The sequence below is a fragment of the Bradyrhizobium sp. genome (genome assembly GCF_016462955.1).
GTDB lineage: Bacteria > Pseudomonadota > Alphaproteobacteria > Rhizobiales > Xanthobacteraceae > Bradyrhizobium.
Window position 1 is genome coordinate 1 of sequence record NZ_JAEMSD010000105.1, and the last position, 16,314, is coordinate 16,314.

The 16,314-nt window shown below is 64.0% G+C and carries 16 protein-coding genes; 14 read left to right on the plus strand and 2 right to left on the minus strand.

All coding sequences use genetic code 11. The features are described from left to right. Positions 1–75: 75 nt before the first annotated feature. Positions 76–333 carry a hypothetical protein gene (locus JHD07_RS13675; RefSeq protein ID WP_291622914.1) on the minus strand — a complete coding sequence of 86 codons (258 nt, stop codon included), beginning with the start codon at positions 331–333 and terminating at the stop codon, positions 76–78. Between the two features lie 263 nt (positions 334–596). Between JHD07_RS13675 and pqqA the strand changes: the two genes are divergently transcribed. The 14 genes from pqqA (at position 597) to JHD07_RS13745 (ending at position 15,379) form a co-directional block, all read left to right on the plus strand. Further along, a complete protein-coding gene (gene pqqA, locus JHD07_RS13680) occupies positions 597–677 on the plus strand; it encodes a pyrroloquinoline quinone precursor peptide PqqA (protein ID WP_007595659.1) in 81 nt (26 codons plus the stop codon). Between the two features lie 135 nt (positions 678–812). Further along, positions 813–1,742, plus strand: a complete 930-nt coding sequence (gene pqqB, locus JHD07_RS13685; protein WP_291622916.1) for a pyrroloquinoline quinone biosynthesis protein PqqB — start codon at positions 813–815, stop codon at positions 1,740–1,742. Beyond that, a complete protein-coding gene (gene pqqC / locus JHD07_RS13690; protein WP_291622918.1) occupies positions 1,739–2,518 on the plus strand; it encodes a pyrroloquinoline-quinone synthase PqqC in 780 nt (259 codons plus the stop codon). The genes pqqB and pqqC overlap by 4 nt, the downstream gene beginning before the upstream one ends. A 12-nt stretch (positions 2,519–2,530) precedes the next feature. Beyond that, positions 2,531–2,842, plus strand: coding sequence for a pyrroloquinoline quinone biosynthesis peptide chaperone PqqD (gene pqqD / locus JHD07_RS13695; protein WP_291622920.1), 312 nt, complete (start codon positions 2,531–2,533; stop codon positions 2,840–2,842). After that, complete coding sequence (gene pqqE / locus JHD07_RS13700) at positions 2,839–4,020, plus strand: pyrroloquinoline quinone biosynthesis protein PqqE (RefSeq protein ID WP_291622922.1); 1,182 nt, start codon at positions 2,839–2,841, stop codon at positions 4,018–4,020. Before pqqD ends, pqqE begins: the two co-directional genes overlap by 4 nt. Further along, positions 4,010–4,996, plus strand: a complete 987-nt coding sequence (gene pip / locus JHD07_RS13705; RefSeq protein ID WP_291622924.1) for a prolyl aminopeptidase — start codon at positions 4,010–4,012, stop codon at positions 4,994–4,996. Before pqqE ends, pip begins: the two co-directional genes overlap by 11 nt. 143 nt (positions 4,997–5,139) lie before the next feature. After that, positions 5,140–5,817 (plus strand): DUF4286 family protein, encoded by a 678-nt coding sequence (locus JHD07_RS13710; RefSeq protein WP_291622926.1) that lies wholly within the window; start codon positions 5,140–5,142, stop codon positions 5,815–5,817. A gap of 374 nt (positions 5,818–6,191) precedes the next feature. Further along, complete coding sequence (locus JHD07_RS13715) at positions 6,192–7,991, plus strand: FAD-dependent oxidoreductase (protein ID WP_291622928.1); 1,800 nt, start codon at positions 6,192–6,194, stop codon at positions 7,989–7,991. Next, on the plus strand, positions 7,961–9,808 hold the full coding sequence (locus JHD07_RS13720) for a 2-oxoacid:acceptor oxidoreductase subunit alpha (protein ID WP_291622930.1): 1,848 nt from the start codon (positions 7,961–7,963) through the stop codon (positions 9,806–9,808). The genes JHD07_RS13715 and JHD07_RS13720 overlap by 31 nt, the downstream gene beginning before the upstream one ends. Positions 9,809–9,988: 180 nt before the next feature. Further along, positions 9,989–12,388, plus strand: a complete 2,400-nt coding sequence (locus tag JHD07_RS13725) for a M12 family metallopeptidase (RefSeq protein ID WP_291622932.1) — start codon at positions 9,989–9,991, stop codon at positions 12,386–12,388. 194 nt (positions 12,389–12,582) lie between these two features. After that, positions 12,583–13,638, plus strand: a complete 1,056-nt coding sequence (locus tag JHD07_RS13730; protein ID WP_291622934.1) for a 2-oxoacid:ferredoxin oxidoreductase subunit beta — start codon at positions 12,583–12,585, stop codon at positions 13,636–13,638. Between the two features lie 98 nt (positions 13,639–13,736). After that, complete coding sequence (locus JHD07_RS13735) at positions 13,737–14,357, plus strand: hypothetical protein (RefSeq protein ID WP_291622936.1); 621 nt, start codon at positions 13,737–13,739, stop codon at positions 14,355–14,357. Between the two features lie 39 nt (positions 14,358–14,396). Next, positions 14,397–14,846, plus strand: coding sequence for a DsrE family protein (locus JHD07_RS13740; RefSeq protein WP_291622938.1), 450 nt, complete (start codon positions 14,397–14,399; stop codon positions 14,844–14,846). Positions 14,847–14,947: 101 nt separating this feature from the next. Beyond that, complete coding sequence (locus JHD07_RS13745) at positions 14,948–15,379, plus strand: DUF1801 domain-containing protein (protein ID WP_291622990.1); 432 nt, start codon at positions 14,948–14,950, stop codon at positions 15,377–15,379. 204 nt (positions 15,380–15,583) lie between these two features. On the opposite strand, the gene JHD07_RS13750 is transcribed toward JHD07_RS13745, so the two are convergent. Next, on the minus strand, positions 15,584–16,314 hold a 731-nt coding region (locus JHD07_RS13750), incomplete at its 5' end, for a SpoVR family protein (RefSeq protein ID WP_291622940.1).

Here is a 16,314-nt window from a genome sequence, read left to right on the forward strand (position 1 = left end):
CTCCCCAACCCTCCCCCGCAAGCGGGGGAGGGAGCGCACCGCCGCCGCGGCCGAGTCTCACTACGATCTCGACAGCTAATGCCTTGTCGCCGACGGATCCGGCAGGTCCAGCAGCGCCTCGGTGAAGGGGAACTCGAGCACGATCTCGCCTTCGGCGTCGGTCACCTCGATCACAGCATCCAGCAGCGCCCGCTGGGCGCCTTCTGACTTCACCACCTCCAGGATCATCTGGCGCGCGACCTCCCAGGCGCGATCGGGGTTGCGCAGGTCCTCGCCTTCAGGATCCACGATCAATTCGTCGCCGATACGGGTGTTGAAGAAATATCTGGGCATGCCTGATCCAATAGGGTCCCTGTCCCCGAAGTGAAGCCGTTCCGCACTCACAACTCGTTTATCCCGACAGGGATCACGACCTATCGGCAATTCTGCGAATGAACTGGTACATTTCCAAGGATGCAAGACGCTCTCTTTGCAGTGCAGCAATTCTGCCGGCTACGACCGAGGTCGGGAAAATTTCACTGGCGAACTTTTCCGCCGGCATTAGTTTAACAAGCGGGCGGATACGTCCCGAATTCGCAAAGAGATGGAGAGCCGAAATGGCCTGGAAAGCCCCCAAGATCGTCGAAGTGCCCTGCGGCATGGAAATCAACATGTATGTGAGCGCCACCCGCAAGTAAGCGGTTGGTGGAAACGCGTTCTGCGCAGGTGGATCTTTCGGCTCCGCATTCGTTCGGTCACGATGCGTTTTCCGGACAACAGGATTGTGTCGGCCTGAGATCCACCTCGCAAATTTGCCCGCCAGGAGACGGATCATGCTTCGCGTCGTCGTCCTGGGCGCCGCAGCCGGCGGCGGAGTTCCCCAGTGGAATTGCGGCTGCGAGGGCTGCCGGGCGGCCCGCAATGGCGGGCCTGAGCTGCACCGGACGCAGGCCTCGGTTGCCTTCAGCGGCGACGGCCAGAATTGGTTCCTGATCAACGCCTCCCCCGACCTGCGCCAGCAATTGAACGCCACGCCGCAACTGCACCCCAGGGAGGGAGTGCTGCGCCATACGCCTGTCGCAGGCGTGATCCTGACCAACAGCGAAGTGGATGCGGTGGCGGGCCTGCTGTCGATGCGCGAGAGTTCGCCATTCACGATCTACGCGCATGAGAAGGTGCTGGCGATCCTGGCCAGCAACAGCATCTTCAACGTGCTCAACGAGAAGCACGTGCGGCGCCAGCCGATCGCCATCGGCGAGCCGTTCGAGCCGCGCCTCACCGACGGCGCGCGTTCCGGACTGGAAGTGCTGCCCTTCGCGGTCGCGGGCAAGTCAGCCTGGTACCTGGAAGGCAAGGCGCATCCCGGCGGCAACAGCGGCGACGGCGATACGCTCGGCCTGAAGATCACCGACAAGTCGACCGGCCGATATTTCTACTTCATCGCCGCCTGCGCCGAGGTGACTGACGCGCTCAAGGCCGAGATCGACGGCGCCGCGCTGGTGTTCTTCGACGGCACGGTCTGGCAGGACGACGAGATGATCAAGGCCGGCCTCGGCCACAAGACCGGCAAGAGCATGGGCCATGTCGCGATGTCCGGCGCGGACGGCGCCATCGCGCGGCTGGCCGACCTCACACTCGACAGGAAGCTGTTTCTGCATATCAATAACTCGAACCCGGCGCTGCTGCCCGGCTCGCCCGAGCGCAAGGCCGCCGAGCAGGCGGGCTGGCAGATACCGGCGGATGGAACGGAGATCGTGCTGTGAACGCCGCATCACTGACTGGAATGACCGCGCTCTCGATCGGCAAGGACATCCGGCTGACGAGCGCCGCGGAGCTCGAGGCGGCGCTGCGCCATATCGGCGCGACGCGCTACCACAGCCTGCATCCGTTCCATAAGCTTCTGCATGGCGGCAAGCTGAACAAGGGCCAGGTGCAGGCCTGGGCACTCAACCGCTACTATTACCAGAGCACCATCCCGATCAAGGACGCGGTGGTGATCTCGCGGTTCCGCGACCGCGCCACGCGGCTGGAATGGCGCCACCGCATCGAGGACCATGACGGCGACGTCGGCAGCGAAGGCGGCATCGAGCGCTGGCTCAAGCTGACCGAGGGGCTCGGGCTCGACACCGCCTACGTGGAATCCACCGAAGGCATCCTGCCGGCGACGCGCTTTGCGGTCGAAGCCTATGTCCATTACTGCCGCGAGAAGAGCCCGCTGGAGGCGATCGCCTCCTCGCTCACCGAGCTGTTCGCGCCGAACCTGCATGAAGAACGCATCGCCGGCATGCTGGAGCATTACGATTTCGTCAACCCCGACATCATGAGCTACTTCAAGCGCCGGCTAACGCAGGCACCGCGCGATGCCAATTTCGCGCTGGACTACGTCAGGACGCACGCGACGACGCCGGAGCAGCGCGCGCAGGTCTGCAACGCGCTGATCTTCAAGACCAACGTGCTGTGGGTGCAGCTGGACGCGCTGCAGCACGCCTATGTCGAGGGCCACATTCCGCCGGGCGCGTTCGTGCCCAAAGCGAGCTGAAGAGGAACTGAGATGGCCGGGCCGCGTCACATCAGCGTCAGCGAGGCAAGCCGCCCCGTGCTGCCGCGGCATGCCAAGCTGAAATATGACGAGACGCGGCAGGTCTGGGTGATCCTGGCGCCGGAACGCGTGCTGGCGCCGGACGAGATCGCGGTCGAGGTGCTGCAGCTCTGCGACGGCAAGCGCAGCGTCGGCGACGTTGCCGATCAACTGGCTGCGAAATACGCCGCGCCGCGCGAGGCGATCCTCACCGACGTCATCGCCATGCTGCAGGATCTCGCCGACAAGGGCTTTCTCACCGAGATCAGGGAGAAGACGTCATGAGCGACGTGACCATCCCGCCCAGCGACAGCCTCGCGGTGCTTGAGAAGCAGCGCTCGACGGCGGAGACCTTCGGCATTCCGCTTGCCGTGCTGCTCGAGATCACCCATCGCTGCCCGCTGCAATGCCCCTATTGCTCCAACCCGGTCGAGCTCGACCGCTCGGCCAAGGAGCTGACCACGGCGGAATGGAAGAAGGTGCTGACCGAGCTCGCCGAGATCGGCGTGCTGCAGGTGCATTTCTCCGGCGGCGAGCCGACCGCGCGCAAGGACCTGGTCGAGCTGGTGAAGCACGCCAGCGACGTCGGGCTCTACACCAACCTCATCACCTCTGCCGTGCTGCTGACCCGCGAGCGCCTGAGCGATTTGGCCGACGCCGGGCTCTGCCATGTCCAGATCTCGTTCCAGGGCATCGAGGAAGGGCTCGCTGATCGCGTCGGCGGCTACAAGGGCGGCCACCGCAAGAAGCTCGAGGTCGCGAGGTGGACTCGCGAGCTGGACCTGCCGCTCACCGTGAATGCGGTGATGCATCGGCAGAATCTGCATCAGCTGCCCGACATGATCCAGATGGCGCTCGACCTCGACGCCGACCGGCTCGAGGTCGCCAACGTGCAGTATTACGGCTGGGCGCTGAAGAACCGCGCCGCCTTGATGCCGACCGTGGCGCAGCTCGACAAATGCACTCGCACCGTCGTGGAGGCGCGCGAGCGGCTGAAGGGACGGCTGACAATCGACTATGTCGTGCCGGATTATTACGCGCTGCGGCCGAAGAAATGCATGGGCGGCTGGGGCCGGCAGTTCTTCAACATCTCGCCGGCCGGCAAGGTGCTGCCCTGCCACGCCGCCGAGAGCATCACCGGGCTCGATTTCGAATCCGTGCGCTCCAACCATTCGATCGCCTGGATCTGGCAGAACTCCGAGGCCTTTAACCGCTATCGCGGCACCGGCTGGATGAAGGAGCCGTGCAAGTCCTGCGAATTCCGCGAGATCGATTTCGGCGGCTGCCGCTGCCAGGCCTTCGCGCTGACCGGGGACGCCGCCAACACCGATCCGGCCTGCGCGCTGTCGCCGCTGCACGAGACCATCTTCAAGCAGGCGGAAGCCGAGGCCGGGGGCGAGACCAGCCGCTTCCTCTATCGCAACTTCGCCGGCGGCACTCTGGAATCCGGGAATGATGCCTGACGCCGACGCGGCCAGCTCGGTCAAACGTGCTGATCCCTTTGCGCCGCTGACCTCCGAGATGCTCGATGTCGGCGACGGCCACGAGATCTACGTCGAGAGTGTCGGCTGCAGCGACGGCATCCCCGCGATCTATCTGCACGGCGGGCCCGGCAGCGGCTGCCAGCCCGACCATCGCCGGCTGTTCGATCCCGAGCGCTTCCGCGCCGTGCTGTTAGACCAGCGCGGTTGCGGCCGCAGCCGGCCCAAGGGATCGCGCGCGCACAACACCACCACGCATCTGATCGCGGACATGGAGATAATCCGCGAAAAATTCGGCGTCGCGCGCTGGATGGTGGTCGGCGGCTCCTGGGGCGCGACGCTGGCGCTGGCCTATGCGCAGGCCCATCCCGAGCGCGTCTCGGGCATCGCGCTGCGCGCGACCTTTCTCGGCACGCGGGCCGAGGTGGAGACGGCATTCACGGTGCGCCTGCCGCAATTCTATCCCGCGCTGTACGAGGATTTTCTCAGCGTGCTGACGCCCGAGGAGCGCGCGCATCCGGTGCAGGCCTATTACCGCCGCATCCTCGATCCCGATCCGGCCGTTCACGGACCTGCGGCCCGCGCCTGGCACGACACCGAGCGGGCCCTGTCGGAGCACAAGCCGGCGAAAACACGGCTCGACCTGGCCTCGCTGAACGTCTGGCGCACGCTGCCGGCGACGCCGTTCATGGAAGCGCATTACTTCATCAACGACAGCTTCATGAGCGAGAACCAGCTGCTGCGCAATGCGGGCCGGCTCGCCGGCATCCGCGGCATCATCGTGCAAGGGCGCTATGATCTGTTGTGTCCTCCCGCAACTGCACAGGCCCTTGCGAAAGTATGGCCGGGTTCCGAGCTTCGCATCGTGGAAGAAGCCGGACATTCGCTCTATGATGGCGGCGTGAGGGACGCGGTCATGAAGTCGATCGCCGACCTCGCATCGAAGATTTCGCGCTAGGTCTATCCCCTCATCCTGAGGAGCGCGCCCACGCGCGCGTCTCGAAGGATGAAGGCCGAGATGCGGCAGCCGGGCCTTCATGGTTCGAGACGCGCGAAGACGCGCTCCTCACTATGAGGGGTGAGCATGAAAGGACAAGAACAATGCCGCTCGCCGGAAAAGGCATGCTGCTGACGTCGATGAATGTCGATGCAGCCGACGAAGCCGATTTCAACCGCTGGTACGATCGCGAGCATCTGGAAGAGCGCGTCGCGATCGACGGATTTCTGGAAGCGCGGCGCTATGTCGCGCATGCCGCCAATCCCAAATATCTCTCGCTGTACTCGACCGAAACGCTCGACGTGCTCGACAGCCCCGCCTACCGGGCGCGGCTCGCCAACCAGACCGAATGGTCACGGCGGAGCATGGCGCATTTCAAGGACATGCTGCGCGTTGTCGCGCGTATCACCATCAGCAAGGGCACCGGCCGCGGCGCCGCACTCGGGGTGGTACGGCTGCGCCCGACCCGCGACACTGCCGGCGCATGGCGTGATGCACTGCAAGAAAAGCTGGCGCCGGAGACGCACGACGGCATCATCTCCATGCATCTGCTCGAAAGCGAACCCGAATTGTCCGGCGCGACGGCGGATATTCCGGCGGTGCGCAACGAGGGCGCGCGCGACTGGTTCGTGCTGATCGACGGCACGCATGTCGGCGCGGTCTCGGCCGTGATCGCCGAGCGCTTCACGGGTCCTGCAGCGGCGCCCTTCCCGCTTCCCGTCTCCGTCGGCACCTACTGTCTGATGTGGGACCTCGCGAAGAGCGACATCGCGCGGGGCTGATCTCACAATTGCGATGTGGAGGCAGGCGTGCGCCTCTCTTCTGTCATTCCGGGGCGGCGCGTAGCGACGAGCCCGGAATCCATTTGTCCACTGACTCGCAGTCCGATGGACTCCGGGCTCGCGCCTATCGGCGCGACCCGGAATGACGGAGAGTGATGCTGCACCGCACGCATCTCTCGGTCGGCGTTAATGCTGTGTGCGCGTAGCTCCCATGAAAGGCAGAAGCCGCGCAAATTTGCCGTTGTACTTCGGAACGGTTCTAATAAGCTAACTCGATGAGGTCATTCAGAAACCAGATCGAGACGCGTTAAGCGTCCGCCATGCTCAACCAAAAAAGGCCGCGGGGTCGTTGAGCCTGCGCGGACAGGGTAGGAATGAAACCGACCGATATCGCGGCCCCCGACTACTTTCACAAAGTGGTCGATTGCCAATGGGCCTGTCCAGCGCACACCCCCGTTCCCGAATACATCCGACTGATCGCCCAGGGCCGCTACAGCGACGCCTACATGATCAATTGGAAATCGAACGTGTTTCCAGGAATCCTGGGACGCACCTGCGACCGTCCATGCGAGCCAGCTTGCCGGCGTGGACGCGTCGAGGAGACTCCCGTGGCGATCTGCCGCCTCAAGCGCGTCGCCGCCGATTTCAAGGACGACATCAAGCAGAGGCTGCCAAGGCCCGCGCCGAAAAACGGCAAGCGCATCGCGCTGGTCGGTGGCGGCCCCGCCTCGCTGACGGTGGCGCGCGACCTTGCGCCGCTCGGCTATCACTGCACCGTGTTCGATGCCGATCCGGAAGCCGGCGGCATGATGCGCACGCAGATCCCGAAATTCCGCCTGCCCAATTCGGTGATCGACGAGGAGACCGGCTACATCCTGGGTCTCGGCGTCGATTTCAAGGGCGGACACCGCATCGAGAGCATGAAGGCGCTGCTCGCGGAGAAATATGACGCGATCTTCGTCGGTTCCGGCGCGCCGCGCGGCCGCGAGCTCGACATTCCCGGCCGCAAGGAGGCAGCCAGCAACGTCCATATCGGCATCGAATGGCTGGCCTCGGTCTCGTTCGGCCACATCGACAAGGTCGGCAAGCGCGTCATCGTGCTCGGCGGCGGCAACACCGCGATGGATTGCTGCCGAACCGCCCGCCGCCTCGGCGGCGAGGACGTCAAGGTGATCGTGCGCTCCGGCTTCGAGGAGATGAAGGCCTCGCCCTGGGAGAAGGAGGATGCGCTCCACGAGGATATTCCGATCCTCAACTTCATGGTCCCGGTCGCCTTCGTGCACGAGGGTGGCAAGCTCACCGGCGTCACCTTCCAGAAGGTGAAGGCCGAGTACGACGCCAAGGGACGGCGCAATCTCGTTCCCGCCGGCGAGCCTGACCAGACCATCGCCTGCGACGACGTGCTGGTCGCTGTGGGACAGGAGAACGCCTTCCCCTGGATCGAGCAGGACTGCGGCATCGAGTTCGACAAATGGCACATGCCCAAGGTCGATCCCAAGACCTTCGCCTCGACCAACCCGAAGGTGTTCTTCGGCGGCGACGCGGCATTCGGCCCCAAGAACATCATCTGGGCGGTCGCGCACGGCCACGACGCCGCGCTGTCGATCCACAAGATGCTGTCGGGCGAAGACGTCAGCGAGCGTCCCCTGCCCGACGTGCAGGTCTCGTCCCAGAAGATGGGCATCCACGAATGGAGCTATGACAACGACATCTCGCTCGACAAGCGCTACAAGGTGCCGCATCGCGACAAGGTGGTTGCGCTCAAGGACATCCGCGCCGAGGTCGAGCTCGGCTACGACGTCAAGCTGGCGCTCGGCGAAGCGCATCGCTGCCTGAACTGCGACGTGCAGACCGTATTCTCGACCTCGCTCTGCATCGAGTGCGACGCCTGCGTCGACATCTGCCCGATGGACTGCATCACCTTCACCGCCAACGGCGAGGAAGACGATTTGCGCCATCGCCTGAAGGCGCCATCGCTGCACCCCGACCAGGACCTCTACGTTTCCTCCGATCTGAAGACCGGACGGGTGATGGTCAAGGACGAGGATGTCTGCCTGCATTGCGGGCTGTGCGCCGAGCGCTGTCCCACCGGAGCCTGGGACATGCAGAAATATTTCATCGAGATGACCCACGCAGGTTCGACATGTCCGACAAAAAGCCGATCAGCAGCGTAAACGACTTCGTCGTCCGCTTCGCCAACGTCAACGGCTCGGGCTCGGCCAGCGCCAACGAGATGTTCGCCCGCGCCATCCTGCGCCACGGCGTGCCGGTGTCCCCGCGCAACATCTTCCCGTCCAACATCCAGGGCCTGCCGACCTGGTACGAGGTGCGGGTCACCGAAGACGGCCATCTCGGCGCCCGCGGCGGCGTCGACATGATGGTGGCGATGAACCCGCAGACCTGGGACAAGGACGTCGCCGGCATCGAGCCCGGAGGCTACCTGTTCTACGATTCCACCAAGCCGATGCCGTCGACCAAATTCCGCGACGACATCACCGTGATCGGCGTGCCGCTCACCGCGATCACCAACTCCACCTATACCGACCCGCGCCAGCGCCAGCTGTTCAAGAACATCATCTATTTGGGCGCGCTCAGTGCGCTGCTCGACATGGACCCGAAGCTGATCGAGCAGCTGATCGGCGAGCAGTACAAGGGCAAAGAGAAGCTGCTCTCCTCCAACGTCCACGCGCTCCATCTCGGCCGCGACTGGGCGCTCTCGAACCTGAAATGCCCGATCGGGCTTCGCGTGAGGAAGTCCGACAAGGTCGGCGACCGCATTTTCATCGAAGGCAACAGCGCCGCCGCGCTCGGCGCGGTCTATGGCGGGGCCACGGTGTGCGCGTGGTATCCGATCACGCCGTCCTCTTCCGTTGCGGAGGCCTTCACTGCCCATTGCAAGAAGTACCGGCACGATCCTGAGACGGGCAAGGCGAAGTACGCGATCGTGCAGGGCGAGGACGAGCTGGCCTCGATCGGCATCGTGATCGGCGCATCCTGGAACGGCGCCCGCGCCTTCACCGCGACCTCCGGCCCCGGCATCTCGCTGATGACCGAGTTCATCGGCCTCTCCTACTTCGCCGAGATTCCGGCCGTGATCATGAACATCCAGCGCGCCGGCCCCTCGACGGGCATGCCGACCCGCACCCAGCAATGCGACATCATCGCCTGCGCCTATGCGTCGCATGGCGATACCAAGCATGTGCTGCTGTTCCCGGAAGATCCCGCCGAAGCCTTCGAGTTCGCGGCGGCCGCCTTCGACCTTGCCGAGCGGCTTCAGACCACGATCTTCCTGATGCTCGATCTCGACATCGGCATGAACCACCGGCTCTGCCGTCCGCTGAAATGGGACGATGCCAAGCAATATGATCGCGGCAAGGTGATGACCGCAGAGATGCTGGACGAGGGCCGCGACTTCGGCCGTTATCTCGACGTCGATGGCGACGGCATTCCCTACCGCACCTATCCCGGCACGCACCCGACCAAGGGCTCCTATTTCACCCGCGGCACCTCGCGCGACCGTTATGCGCGCTATTCCGAGGAGGGCTCGGTCTATGCCGACAACATGCAGCGCCTGGTGCGCAAGTTCGAGACCGCGCAGGACCTAGTGCCGCGGCCGCTTCAGGCCAATGCGGAACGGCCGACCAAATATGGCGTGATCTATTTCGGCTCGACCTCGCCGGCAATGGACGAGGCGATCGGCCTGTTGGAAACACGCGGGCATCAGCTCGACCGGCTGCGCATCCGCGCCTTCCCGTTCCACTCGAGCGTGGCGAGCTTCCTCGCCGAGCACGATTTCGTCTACGTGGTCGAGCAGAACCGCGATAGCCAGCTGCGCCAGCTCATCGTCAACGAAAACGGCATCGATCCGGTGCGTCTCGTGCCGATCGTGCACTATGACGGCACCCCCATCACCGCCCGCTTCATCGCCAAGGCCATCGGCGACCACCAGGACCACCTCAAGGTGACCCCGCTGCGAAAGGCGGTGAGTTAGCTACCGGACGAACGCCGGGCTGAGGCGGCGGCCGGGCGCCGACAGGGCGCATTCGCGCCAATTTGTCGCGGGGCTCGCGCCGCGCTCGGCGTTCCGATGCGAAATGCTTCACACGCGGACCAGCTCGAAGGTGAGAGGATCGTCCGGCATTCGATCCCTGCGCGCTTCGAGGAAACTGACATGAAGGCAGTTGTACTGGCTTGTGTTCTTTGTCTCGTCGTGACCGGGCCGGCGGCGGCCCAGCCCGCCCCCTCGCCCACTCCGACCATCACCGTCACACCAAAGCCCCGCCTGTCGGCGCTGCGGTTGACCAAGGCGACGGCAGTCCTCAAGACCGACGCCTTGCGCCGCATCGATCGCAGCATCGTCGATCAAAACATCGCCGTTCACTCTATTCCCGCTACAAAACTGATAGACGCGCGGCTGGGCAGCGCGGTCGCAGGCTTTCAGCAAAAGCTCGAGCAAATGCGACTGCAACAAGCCGCCGCCCACAAGCAGAATCCGCAATTTGTCGGCGTCATTGATTCCGTCAAAATCGGCGACACCGAAATCAGTCTCGAGCGTCGCAGAGTTCGCACCGGGCGCGGTGTCCAGAACCTGCTGCTGACCCGGTTCGGCGGGCAGTATGTCTATGACGGCGACTTGATAGTACCATGGACCGCGATCGAAACAGGCAACGCCGCCGTATTCTCCGCTGGCGTGGCCGGCACGTTCGGGAAAGGTTCGCTGTGGGACGATGCAATCATTCCCTTCGAGGCCGATTCCAACTTCTGTTGCAGGGACGCGCTTGCCGATGCCATAGCGTTCTATGAAGCGAATACCATCTTCCGCTTCGTTCCGCGCGACGGCCATGAAACCTATGTCCGCTTCATCAATGCCGAAGCGTTCACCACAAGCCGTACTGACCTGGGCAAGGCGCAGGGCGAGAACATCATTCGTATCCAGGGTACCAGGCTCAGCGGGCAACCGGTTGACGCCTTTGCCCTGAGCGGAACCATTCAACACGAGATCGGACACAAGCTCGGACTCATCCACGAGCACCTGCGTTCCGATCGAGACAAGTTCATCGCTCGCAATCCGTCATGCGCGGTCAACAACATATTCCAGGGCATCTATGAAGGCTGGATCGATGCTGGACAGGTCGCCATTGTCGACGATTCGGCCGAACTCCTCACGGGCTACGACTTCGACTCGCTCATGCACTACAATTTCCTGCTGGACACGAACGGCGATGGCTTCGGCGACTGCTCGACTTGGGTCCGCATCGCCACTTGCCCCGGTCGCGACCCGACGTCACCGGCCTGCAACAGCACCTTTTCGTCCGATCAGCTGACCAGCCGGGACATCGAAGGCCTGCACAAGCTTTATGCCCGCATACCGAACGATCCGGAGATCAGGACGTTCTCGGGCGACAATGTGCGCCACCGGGGTCGCAAGGTCGATCGCTGTCTGCAGGGACTCCCGTTCGGACAGAATGGCTGCTCGGCTGAATCCCGCGGCGCAGCCGCGGATGCATTCTGCAGGGCCAAGGGTTTCCAACATGGTGTCGGCATCACCACCGAGAGCGCCTGGGGCGAACATTCCGGATATGATGTGGTTGTCGGCTGGAAGAACGTGTGGGGGACCGACGTCATCTCCTCAGTCACCTGCGAAGGCCGAAGCTCCGATCCCGAGGCCGTCAGCAGCGGCGATCTGGAGGCCCAGATTTTCACCAGAGACGAGATCAAGGTCGGCGGCCGGCGGGTGGATCGCTGCGTTCATGGCGACAGGATTATCGGTGACCGCTGCAGCGAAGAAAACCAGCAACGGATTGCGAGCAGATTCTGCGAGCTCAAAGGCTTTGACCGCTCGTCGTCCGAAAGTACTGACTTCGCAGTGGAGATCAATGCGACGGGGTTTCACCCGTCGACCAATGAGTTCAACAACGTCAGCAGCCTCGATATATTCACCGAGGTGACCTGCGTGCGGCGCCCCCGGGCGAGAGCCGCGACGGGCCTCAATTTCAGCGGCGCAGAGGTAGAGCATCGGGGCAAGCGCATCGATCGGTGCTTGCAGGGAACGAGCTTTGGCGAAGACGGCTGCTCGGCGGCTGCGCAAAGGCGCGTGGCCAGGGAATTCTGTCGGGTCAAGGGTTTCCGGGACGCCAGCAACATCCAACTGCAAGGCGACGTCGGCGAACACTCGATCTTCGACAAGGTGGTCGGGTGGAAAAACGCCTGGGGGACGGACATCATTTCGGCGGTCCGATGCGAAAACGAGACGGAGGACGCTGCGGCTGTCCGAACCAACGCGCTGGAAGAACGGAGATTCAGCGGAACCAGGGTCAAGCTATCCGATCGGCATATCGATCGGTGCGTCCACGGGGACGGAATCTCGGGTGATCGCTGCAGCGTGGTCAATCAGCGGCGGATTGCGGACAAGTTCTGCGAGCTCAAGGAATTCGATCACGCGACGGTGTTTGCGACGGACGGCCGCGTCGACTTGAACACGACAGGCTTCCGACCAAGAACGGACGACTTCCAGGACGTGAGCAGCCTCGACGTTTTCACGGAGATTACCTGCGTCCGGGCACCGTCATAGCCCGAAGTCGAGGGATCGCTCCCTTCCAAAGCGAGGCCCATTTGTAGACTTCTGCACTGCAAGCAAACTGCTGCACTGCGAGATGAAATGGTGCCAGCCCGGTTCGCATCCGCGCTGGTCCGCTCGGTCCTGTATCAATTTTCCTGCAGATCGGGTAACAATGCTGTCGCGTCCACGAGAGGTGCGCCGGCAACATGACCTACATCGCAAAACCGAAATTCCATCATCCGGGCCTGAAGAAGAACGCGCTCGGCTATACGCATCGCGACTACGAGGGCAAGATCTCGACGCTGTGCGCCGGCTGCGGCCACGATTCGATCACGGCCTCGATCATCGAGGCCTGCTACGAGCTTTCGATCGAGCCGCACCGGGTGGCAAAAATCTCCGGCATCGGCTGCTCGTCGAAGACGCCGGACTATTTCCTCGGCAATTCGCACGGCTTCAACTCCGTGCACGGCCGAATGCCCTCGGTGCTCACGGGCGCCAACCTCGCCAACCGCGATTTGATCTATCTCGGCGTTTCCGGCGACGGCGATTCCGCCTCGATCGGCTTCGGCCAGTTCGCGCATTCGATCCGGCGCGGCGTCAACATGACCTATATCGTGGAGAACAACGGCGTTTACGGCCTGACCAAGGGCCAGTTCTCGGCGACCGCCGACCGCGGCTCCAAGAGCAAGAAGGGCGTCACCAACACCGACAACGCCATCGACCTCGTCGCGATGGCGCTGCAGCTAGGGGCGACCTTCGTGGCGCGCAGCTTCTCCGGCGACAAGAGCCAGCTGGTGCCGCTGATCGCAGCCGCGATCCGCCACAAGGGCGCATCCTTCATCGACGTCATCAGCCCCTGCATCGCCTTCAACAACCATGCCGGCTCGACCAAGAGCTTCGACTATGTCCGCGAGCACAATGACGCGGTGAACCGGCTCGACGTGCTGGTCGGCCGCGATCCCCTCGCAGTGGACTACGCGCCGGGCACGGTGCAGATGGTCGAGCAACATGACGGCAGCAAGATCGCGCTGCGCAAGATCGACGCCGACTACGACCCGCACGACCGGCTAGGCGCCCAGACCTTCCTCGCGCGCCACGCCGCCAAGGGCCAGATCGTCACCGGGCTTCTCTACGTCGATCCCGATGCGGAGGACCTGCACGAGCACCTCAACACGGTCGAGACCCCGCTCAACACGCTGGAAGCCGACATGCTCTGCCCGGGTTCGGCGGTGCTGGACAAGATCAACGCCAGCCTGCGGTGACCCTACCGGACGCTTGAACGTGGAGCGCCGGCGCCGCGACTAACGGCAGACCGGCCCGCCACCCCGCGGGTCATTGCCGCCAGGCGTTCGGTGCGACCATGAAGCTTGCCCTTGTCCTTCCGTTTGCCCTTGCCGCATTCGTCGGCGCAGCCCAGGCCGAGGACGGCGAGGACATCCGCCAGGCCAGCAGGGCCGAAACGGAAACCTTCAACACGCGGATGTATGCGGGCCGGCCCGGCAACAAGGCCTATGCCTGTTTCGTCCGCCGCTACGATGCCGACCATCTGGCGCGGCACCCGAAGCAGAAGGTCGCCGCGATGAAGCTGCTGATCTCGGCGGAGGTCGACCCCGAGGACAAGGAACTGCACACCTCGTTCCGCCTTGGTTTCAAGTACCGCCACCGCAGCGGCGATTTCGACTCCAGCGGCTCCTGCAACCACGTCGTGTTCACAGCGAACGGCGGCGAGGTGCGCCTCGGCTGCGGCGTCGACTGCGACGGCGGCGGCATTGGGGTCGCGCTCTCCAGGGACGACAGATCGGCCATCGTGCGGCTCGAACGTGTCAGGGTCTGGCAGAACAACAAGCCGGACGACGAGGCCGAGCATTCGCTGACAGCGGGCGCCGACGACAAGATTTTCCGGCTCGACCGCGCCGACAACAGCGAGTGCGCTTCGCTCGTGACCGACCGCAAGGAGCTCGCGGCGCTGCGCCACAAGTGATATGCCTGCGGCAACGCCAGGCAATCCAGGGAGAATGCCATGAACCGCCGCAGCATCTTGTGGAGCGCCGTCTCGGCCTTGGGTGCAGCGCTCGGCGCTTCGAGCGCAAAAGCCGCGACCGATGCCAGCGCCGGTACCAAGCTGAAAGTCGTGTACCATCTCAGCGACGCCGAGAAGGTCCAGTTCGTGCTCGGCAACATCCAGAACCACATCGACGGAGTCGGCGGCCCCGAGAACGTGACGATCGCGCTGGTGATCCACGGCCCGGCGCTGAAAGCGTTTCACTCCGCACAGGCCAATCCTGACGTCAGCAAGCGCGTCGGCGATTTCTCCAAGGGCGGCGTGGAGTTCGCCGCCTGCGGCAACACGATGAAGGCGCAGAACGTCACGCTCAACGAGCTGCTGCCGGGCTTCGTCAACGCCGAGAATGGCGGCGTGGTGCGTTTGGCCGAGCTGCAGTCGCAGGGGTATCTGTATTTGCGGCCGTAGGGATGCGGGGCCGCCGCATAGTCTTGGACCAGCCGGGCGGCCGGGTTCTGGCAGACGGGCTCGACTGGATCGACGATCTCCTGAAGAGGCTGGGCGAGGTCATGAGACAAGGACTTGCGAAGCGTGCCGCGAAGGTGACGGACGCAGCCTCGCCCTCCAAGCTGATCGACGGCCGGGTCAAGGAGCTCGGCGACTGGCGCGGCGAGATGCTCGCGCGCGTCCGCGGCCTGATCAAGGACGCGGATCCCGACGTCGTCGAGGCGTGGAAATGGCGTGGCGTTCCCGTGTGGGAGCATGACGGCATCATCTGCACCGGCGAGACCTACAAGCAAGTGGTGAAGCTGACCTTCGCCAAGGGCGCAGCGCTGGCGGATCCTACCGGGTTGTTCAATTCCAGCCTCGACGGCAACGTCCGCCGCGCGATCGATATTCGCGAGGGCGAGGCGATCGACGCGAAGGCGTTCAAGGCGCTGATCCGCGAGGCCGTGGAGCTGAATGCGTCGAAGAAGAAGCCGGCCAAACGTTTCGCATAGTGAAGCAGCCACGAACCTCTTCCTTCTCCCCTTGTGGGAGAAGGTGGCGCGAAGCGCCGGATGAGGGGTCTCTATCGACACGGGAATGTGCGGAGCGATACCCGTCACCCCAGTGCGTTTGTGTCTCCCGGCGTCGCTGCCCTCTCCCACAAGGGGCGAGGGCACATTAATGCGCAGCTCGCTCTTTGCTCCGCGTAGACCGCCTCAGGCCACGGCGGCCGGGACCGGGCGCGGGCAGACGACGTATTCGCGCAGGACCTTGTCGTTGGCGTCGACCTCGATCAGCGCGACGTCGTAGGTCCAGAGATCAGCGAGGTGCTGGAGCACGCGCTTGGCGTCGGTCTCGTTGAGCTGCGAGCCCTTGATGACGTGGTGATGCAGGATCAGGCGGCGGTTGCCGGCGAGATCGACGTCGACCACCTCGATATTGGCGTCGATGAAGCCGACATCGTGCTGCCGCGCCAGCTCGCGGCGGACGCGGCGGAAGCCGCGCTCGTCGTGGATGGCATCGACGCGGATGCCGGCACGCTCCTCGGGATCGTCGTGCAGGTGGAACATGCGGAAGTGCCGCATCAATTTCGGGCTCAAGAACTGGCCGATGAAGCTCTCGTCGCGGTAATTGGCCCAGACGTCGCGCAGCACGCCCATGACGTCGCCCTTGCCGGCAATGTCGGGGAACCACTCGCGGTCCTCGTCTTCCGGCCTGGTGACGATGCGCTCGATATCCTGCATCACGGCAAAGCCGAGCGCGTAAGGGTTGAAGCCGGAGAAACGGGGATCGTCGAACTCGGGCTGGAACACCACGTTGGTGTGAGACCCCAGGAATTCGAGGAAGTTGCCGTCGGTGATGCGGCCCTGCTCGTGCAGCTTGGTCATGATCCGGTAGTGGACGTAGGTCGCCGTCCCCTCGTTCATCACCTTGGTCTGGCTCTGCG

Bases quoted from the DNA above. Each gene is read 5' to 3' on its own strand.
- JHD07_RS13715 (WP_291622928.1), top strand. From the start codon at position 6,192: ATGAAACCGACCGATATCGCGGCCCCCGACTACTTTCACAAAGTGGTC.
- pqqE (WP_291622922.1), top strand. From the start codon at position 2,839: ATGAGCGACGTGACCATCCCGCCCAGCGACAGCCTCGCGGTGCTTGAG.
- JHD07_RS13725 (WP_291622932.1), top strand. From the start codon at position 9,989: ATGAAGGCAGTTGTACTGGCTTGTGTTCTTTGTCTCGTCGTGACCGGG.
- JHD07_RS13735 (WP_291622936.1), top strand. From the start codon at position 13,737: ATGAAGCTTGCCCTTGTCCTTCCGTTTGCCCTTGCCGCATTCGTCGGC.
- pqqB (WP_291622916.1), top strand. From the start codon at position 813: ATGCTTCGCGTCGTCGTCCTGGGCGCCGCAGCCGGCGGCGGAGTTCCC.
- JHD07_RS13720 (WP_291622930.1), top strand. From the start codon at position 7,961: ATGTCCGACAAAAAGCCGATCAGCAGCGTAAACGACTTCGTCGTCCGC.
- JHD07_RS13675 (WP_291622914.1), bottom strand. From the start codon at position 333: ATGCCCAGATATTTCTTCAACACCCGTATCGGCGACGAATTGATCGTG.
- pqqD (WP_291622920.1), top strand. From the start codon at position 2,531: ATGGCCGGGCCGCGTCACATCAGCGTCAGCGAGGCAAGCCGCCCCGTG.
- JHD07_RS13740 (WP_291622938.1), top strand. From the start codon at position 14,397: ATGAACCGCCGCAGCATCTTGTGGAGCGCCGTCTCGGCCTTGGGTGCA.
- JHD07_RS13745 (WP_291622990.1), top strand. From the start codon at position 14,948: ATGAGACAAGGACTTGCGAAGCGTGCCGCGAAGGTGACGGACGCAGCC.
- pip (WP_291622924.1), top strand. From the start codon at position 4,010: ATGATGCCTGACGCCGACGCGGCCAGCTCGGTCAAACGTGCTGATCCC.
- JHD07_RS13730 (WP_291622934.1), top strand. From the start codon at position 12,583: ATGACCTACATCGCAAAACCGAAATTCCATCATCCGGGCCTGAAGAAG.
- JHD07_RS13710 (WP_291622926.1), top strand. From the start codon at position 5,140: ATGCCGCTCGCCGGAAAAGGCATGCTGCTGACGTCGATGAATGTCGAT.
- pqqA (WP_007595659.1), top strand. From the start codon at position 597: ATGGCCTGGAAAGCCCCCAAGATCGTCGAAGTGCCCTGCGGCATGGAA.